The organism is Methanobrevibacter sp. (assembly GCF_045541095.1).
In the GTDB taxonomy this organism is placed as follows: Archaea; Methanobacteriota; Methanobacteria; order Methanobacteriales; family Methanobacteriaceae; genus Methanocatella.
In genome coordinates this window covers 1-5,568 of sequence record NZ_JAZQIJ010000003.1, presented here as the reverse complement: position 1 = coordinate 5,568, position 5,568 = coordinate 1, and the positions used below count along the sequence as shown (strand labels likewise).

At 34.2% G+C, this 5,568-nt stretch carries 8 protein-coding genes; 2 read left to right on the top strand and 6 right to left on the bottom strand.

Annotated features, from left to right (window positions below; translation table 11 throughout):
- Positions 1 to 41: 41 nt before the first annotated feature.
- Positions 42 to 1,244 (bottom strand): MalY/PatB family protein, encoded by a 1,203-nt coding sequence (locus ACKI2P_RS00095; RefSeq protein ID WP_407374067.1) that lies wholly within the window; start codon positions 1,242 to 1,244, stop codon positions 42 to 44.
- A complete protein-coding gene (locus tag ACKI2P_RS00090) occupies positions 1,213 to 1,731 on the bottom strand; it encodes a nitroreductase family protein (RefSeq protein ID WP_407374066.1) in 519 nt (172 codons plus the stop codon). Before ACKI2P_RS00090 ends, ACKI2P_RS00095 begins: the two co-directional genes overlap by 32 nt.
- Positions 1,732 to 1,789: 58 nt before the next feature.
- Here ACKI2P_RS00090 and ACKI2P_RS00085 point away from each other — a divergent pair, with 58 nt between their 5' ends.
- Positions 1,790 to 2,275, top strand: a complete 486-nt coding sequence (locus tag ACKI2P_RS00085) for a DUF308 domain-containing protein (protein ID WP_407374064.1) — start codon at positions 1,790 to 1,792, stop codon at positions 2,273 to 2,275.
- Between the two features lie 194 nt (positions 2,276 to 2,469).
- On the opposite strand, the gene ACKI2P_RS00080 is transcribed toward ACKI2P_RS00085, so the two are convergent.
- From ACKI2P_RS00080 to ACKI2P_RS00065, 4 genes are all read right to left on the bottom strand, one after another.
- Complete coding sequence (locus ACKI2P_RS00080) at positions 2,470 to 3,069, bottom strand: flavodoxin family protein (protein WP_407374062.1); 600 nt, start codon at positions 3,067 to 3,069, stop codon at positions 2,470 to 2,472.
- A 4-nt stretch (positions 3,070 to 3,073) separates the two neighbouring features.
- On the bottom strand, positions 3,074 to 3,709 hold the full coding sequence (locus ACKI2P_RS00075; RefSeq protein WP_407374060.1) for a flavodoxin family protein: 636 nt from the start codon (positions 3,707 to 3,709) through the stop codon (positions 3,074 to 3,076).
- 98 nt (positions 3,710 to 3,807) lie between these two features.
- A complete protein-coding gene (locus ACKI2P_RS00070) occupies positions 3,808 to 3,990 on the bottom strand; it encodes a hypothetical protein (RefSeq protein WP_407374058.1) in 183 nt (60 codons plus the stop codon).
- Positions 3,991 to 4,006: 16 nt separating this feature from the next.
- Positions 4,007 to 4,378 (bottom strand): hypothetical protein, encoded by a 372-nt coding sequence (locus ACKI2P_RS00065; protein WP_407374057.1) that lies wholly within the window; start codon positions 4,376 to 4,378, stop codon positions 4,007 to 4,009.
- Between the two features lie 290 nt (positions 4,379 to 4,668).
- Between ACKI2P_RS00065 and ACKI2P_RS00060 the strand changes: the two genes are divergently transcribed.
- A partial coding sequence (locus ACKI2P_RS00060; RefSeq protein ID WP_407374055.1) for a hypothetical protein occupies positions 4,669 to 5,568 on the top strand: 900 nt, incomplete at its 3' end.

Genomic DNA, 5,568 nt, shown 5'->3' with positions numbered 1-5,568 from the left:
AAAAAATTAAAAAAAAGTTTAAAAAAAAGTAAAAAAAATAGTTAAATATTTTTAGACAACCTATTGATATTATCTAAAGCTATTACACCAGCTTTGAACCTGTCCAAACCTTCTTTAAGCAATTTTGGAGGACAAGCTATATTCAACCTTAAGAACTTATCGCCGCACTGGCCAAAATCACTTCCGGCAGATAGAAATACTCCCTGATTTTCCCTTAAAAACTCACATAATACTTTTGAGGAAACATTCAAATCAGAACAGTCCAACCACAAAAGATATGTTGCATCACAGTCAACTAGCTTTACAACAGGAAGTTCATTTTCAAGATAATCCTTAACGATTTGCTTGTTTTCATATAGAATTTCCTTAAGCTCTTCCAGCCAGTCTTCAGACTCATTGTATGCAGCTTCAACGGCACTTACTGCAAATACATTGCATGCGCCGGAATTGTCAATGTGAAGCTGTGCTTCAACTTTTTCCAACAGTTCCTTATTTTTGCTGTAAACAACTGAACTTTGAAAACCCGCAATGTTGAAAGATTTGGAAGGTGATATAGCTAAGATAGTATTTTCATAATCGGATGATGTCATGAATGGATTATACTTGACTCCAGGGTCAACCAAATCACAGTGAATCTCATCAGATATCAAAATAACATCATGCTTTTTGCATAATTCGCCAATCTGTTTAAGGTCCTCTTTTGACCATATTTTGCCGACAGGATTTTGGGGATTGCACAGAAGCATCAGCCTGCAGTCTGCCAACTTCTCATCCAAATCGTCAAAGTCAATTCTGTACTCTCCGTTTTCATATATCAATTCGTTTTCAACGACATTTCTTTCGTTCTCTTCGATAACATAGAAAAATACATGATAGACCGGAGACTGAATTAAAATATTGTCACCGACATCTGTCAGACACCTTATCATTGACGAAATTGACGGAACAACACCAATTGCATATGTCATCTCATCACGAGTCATCTTAAGACCATATCGTCTGTCCCACCAGCTGATATATGCCTCAAAGAGAGAATCCGGAACAATGGAATATCCGAAAACGGGATGTGATGCCCTTTTAAGGATAGCTTCGCTAATTGGCGGAGCTACCTGGAAATCCATATCAGCAACCCACATCGGATAGTCATCATCAAAGAGATCCCATTTGACCGAGTTGGTGTTTTTTCTCTCAATTATACATTCAAAATCGTATTTAGTATTTTTCATAGTGAATACGCTCTTCATCAAATTTGTCCATGAACTTGTTTTCCCAGCCTTCAGCAGGATATCCTATTGTGATAATACAATAAGGTTTTGTTTGTGTTATGTCATCAATACCAATAATCTTACCGACAGCTTCCATTCTCTCTTCAGTTGGTGCAACACCATTCCATAAAGCACCTAAACCAAGATTAACCGCTTCAAGCAGCATGTTTTCTGCAGCAGCTCCCATGTCCTGCTGCCATACAGTCTTATAAAACGCCCTTTCAATGTTGGCCACCAATACAATAGCTACAGGAGCTTTGGTTACTCTCGGCTTGATTTCACCAAGTTTTGCAAGAGTATCCTTATCTTTGACTACTACAAACTCCCATGGTTCTGCTCCGAGCCTTGAACCTGGAGCCTGCATTCCAGCCCTTATGATTTTTAAAATATCTTCATCATTTACTTCTTTTTCGGCATATTCACGAATGCTTCTTCGTGTATTTATTATCTCTTCAAAATCTGACATAATTTAAATAGTATTTTCATTATATATAAAATTAGTTTAATCGAACGGAGGTGACATTGTGAATATAAACAAATCAGCAGGTTATTTATCAATAATTATTGGTCTAATATTTATCATTTTTCCAATGTTTTCAGCAGGCTTGGTTTCCCTAATCGTCGGATTGAGTTTACTGTTTTTCGGTATTACAACAATCTATATGGGAATCAACATGAGAAGAGAAATGAACAATATGATGCCTCTTATATCAATAATTATAGGACTAATAGCTGTTATCTTCGGATTCCTGTTCATATTCTATATTGATGCAGTATCCTTCCTTGTAGGTATCCAATCCTATATCATCGGATTCATCATGATTGCATTCGGTATAACCGGAATCATATCAAGAGCAAGCAGAGTGTCCTTGTTTTCTTCAGTATTCATATTGCTTATGGGAATCCTGGCAATAGTGCTTGCGACTTTTGCACTTTCCCAACCGATATACGTTGCAATAATAATTGGAATAATCATGATCGTTGAAGGCATTACATTGTTAATGTCATGATATGACTTGGCCAATAACTAAAAAAAATGAATCACAATACACCAAATTAAACCATCACCAATAGAAGTTAAATTACTGGCCAAGTCATGGATTTAAATCCAATTAATACTTGGCTTTCAATTCAGATATATCTTTTTGAAGTGTGAAATTGTGTAAAGTCGCACTTCAGTAACTCTTAAATATTAAAAAAAAAGTCATTGGCTCAAACGAGCCCCAATTTCAAATGTTTCTTCCAAATTCCTTTGAAGTTGCTCTTCTTTTTCTTTAAGCATTTCTGCATCCTTTGCAGTAAGCCTTGAGATGTTTTGATAAGTATGGATTTCAACATCCCCATTGAACATTTCAAGAAGGTCTTCTGACTGCTTCAAGTTGGGCCTTACTGACTTTTCAAAATAATCCAGAGGATAGTTAACTGTATAAAAAAGCCCTACATTGACTTTTCCTTTGAATTTGTTTCCAATCTTATACGATACCATACAGAATATCAGCCTCTCCATCAGAGCCCTGTAATGGCTGGTAGGCTCTGAAAAAAATACCGGAGCAGCAATAATAAGACTGTCTGCATCTAAAATTCTCTCAATCAGCGGTGAAATCTCATCTTTCCAGTAACATTTGCACTCATCATCATTGTTGTTGCAGATTAAACAGGACATGCATCCCCGCAAATCGATTTTATACAAATCAACAAACTCAACTTCACTTCCGGATGACTCAGCACCTTTAGCTGCAGAATGTGCAAGTTTCGCATTCACGTCCCTTCTTTTAGGTCCCGCATTAATCACTATGGTTTTCATCAATTCACTTCCTGCTTAATTCGGCACCGATTTCAAATGCCTTTTCAAGGTCTTTTGGAAACTGCAAGATCCACTGCTTTTCTTTTGCTTCCTGTGAAAAGCCCGCCATGTTGAATTTGGAATAGTCGCTTACCTGAATTGTATCACAGACAGGATAAGTTACTATTTCGCCATGTAAAAAGGAGAAAAGATATTCTGTTGTTGAAAGGCTGTCCTTCATTGCCTGTTCATAAAACTCCAACGGAGCGTTCATGGTGTAGAATATTCCAACATTTACCTTACCTGTAAAGTAGCTTGAACCGTCATCATATGACATGATGCAGAATATCAGTCTCTCAATGAGTGCCCGGAATTCACTTGTAGGCTGGCCAAAGTATATCGGTGAGCCTATCAAAAGACAATCCGCATCCAAAATCTTGTCAATTACAGGAGTCAAATCATCTCTCCAGTAGCATTTTCCTTTTGTCTTTTCCTTAAGTTTGCAGGCAAGACAGCTTCTGCATCCCTTGAAAACAAGATCATACAGGTTAAAATATTCTGTTTCAGCTCCAACTGATTCTGCACCCTTTTGAGCGGACTGCATTATCTCGGCAGTGTTCCATGTTTTTCTTGGACTTGCATTGATTACAATAGTTTTCATTTAAATCCCCATATAATTTATTATATTTGATTTAATGATTAAAAAAAGTATTTGTGAAAATGAAAAATAAAAAAAGAAATAAGTGAAAATCAATCCACTTAGTTAACTGAAATTTTTGGCTTTTTGCTTACTGCTTTATATTTTGAGTTACCTGCAAATTTAACTAACGCTGTGAATTTGCCTTTTTTGGTCAATTTGGTAATCTTGAATGTAGCCTGACCTTTTGAATTGGTTGTTGCCTTGTAAGTCTTACCGTTGACCTTGATAGTAACTTTTACCATTTTCATTGCAGCATTCTTATCTGTTTTTAAAGTAACAGTGTATTTTTTTGGTTTTTGTTGTTCTTTTGAATGATTTTGCCTTAGCAGTTAATTTTGGTGTTGCATTATTTACAACCACTTTTACAGATTCTGTTGATTTGGCATGATTATTGTCGCCTGCAAATGTTATTGTTGCGGTGTATGCGTTTTTAACAGCTAATGTTTTTGGAACTGCAATTGAAACCTGTCCTTTTTCTTTAGTGGCCTTGGTATATACCGCATTGTTCAGTTTAACACTGACCTTTTGATTAGCCAAGACATTACCGTTGGCATCCTTTAAAGTCACAACAATGTTTTTGCTGGTTCCATAAGTAGTTGTCACTTTAGGAGCGCTGAGTTTAGTTGCCAATTTGCCCACAGTGATGTTAACTCTTTTAGTTACAACCACAGTTTTTCAATCAATGTGTTGAACTCCTGTCAAAAATTGGCTCTGTCAAAAAGTTAGTTGATTGAATTTTCTTTCAAATTTTTTCTATTTTTTTCTATGATTTTTGTTTTTCCTGTTTAAATTTCAGAAACTTTTAAATACTTTGTAAGATTGTGTTACTTGGTTATTTTTTACACTTGAAATGTTACTTTGGTATTTTTGAAAATAAGCAATAGAAAATTATTTATAAGTGGAGAAACTTATTATATATTATGCAAATCAAAAAACAAGCTTCTCCATTTAGTAATTTGTCTGATGAACAACTTATATTTTTCGGTTTTGATGATCTTAGTTCGATGATAGAACACGAAGCACCATTGGATAAATCAGTTTTTGAAAGTAGTAATGGTGTTTTTGGATACAATGAACCTTTTTGTAAGCATTGTCATTCTCGTAAAGTTGTTAAAACTGGTTATAATACTCGTGAGCTTTATACAACTGATGGTGAAAAAAATATTGTTAAAGTTCAAAGATATTATTGTAAAAAATGCTGCACATTTTCTCAAACTGAATTTTTAGATGATTATGATGTTTATTCTCATTTTCACAAAGATACACTAAGTAAATCGAATAAATCTAAAGAGTTAGAGAATGTTTCACTTAGAAACATTTCAGGATTTCATAAAATCTTTAACAACATTACTATTTCTCATGAAACTGTTAGAAAATCATTAATTTTAACCGATAATTTATATTATGTTAATTCTGATTTGGAATTATCTGGTTATTATAGTTATGATGTTCAATGGATTAGTGTAGAGCGTACGTGGTATTATAGGCATGTGCTGTTTGATTTAATCCATAAAATGCCTGTTGCAGAGTTATTAAGCGATAATGAAAAAGACGAAACAACAGAAAAATTCATAAAAGAAAATATTCCCTCACACAAGAGAACAGCAATCATAACAGATTTAAAAAAGAGTTATGACCACATAATGGATAAATTAGGATTCATACATCAAAAATGCATATTTCACCTAAGATTAAACATTAATGAAAAAATAAAAACATTCTTAAATGAAACTAAAAGAAAATATAAGTCAGAATACAAAAAACAACATCCTAACGCTTCAAATTATAAAATAAAAAAATATGCAGAAGAAAAAATTAAA

Excerpts from the sequence above, each read along its gene's own strand:
- ACKI2P_RS00095 (WP_407374067.1), bottom strand. The coding sequence starts at position 1,244 with ATGAAGAGCGTATTCACTATGAAAAATACTAAATACGATTTTGAATGT.
- ACKI2P_RS00090 (WP_407374066.1), bottom strand. The coding sequence starts at position 1,731 with ATGTCAGATTTTGAAGAGATAATAAATACACGAAGAAGCATTCGTGAA.
- ACKI2P_RS00080 (WP_407374062.1), bottom strand. The coding sequence starts at position 3,069 with ATGAAAACCATAGTGATTAATGCGGGACCTAAAAGAAGGGACGTGAAT.
- ACKI2P_RS00075 (WP_407374060.1), bottom strand. The coding sequence starts at position 3,709 with ATGAAAACTATTGTAATCAATGCAAGTCCAAGAAAAACATGGAACACT.
- ACKI2P_RS00070 (WP_407374058.1), bottom strand. The coding sequence starts at position 3,990 with ATGGTAAAAGTTACTATCAAGGTCAACGGTAAGACTTACAAGGCAACA.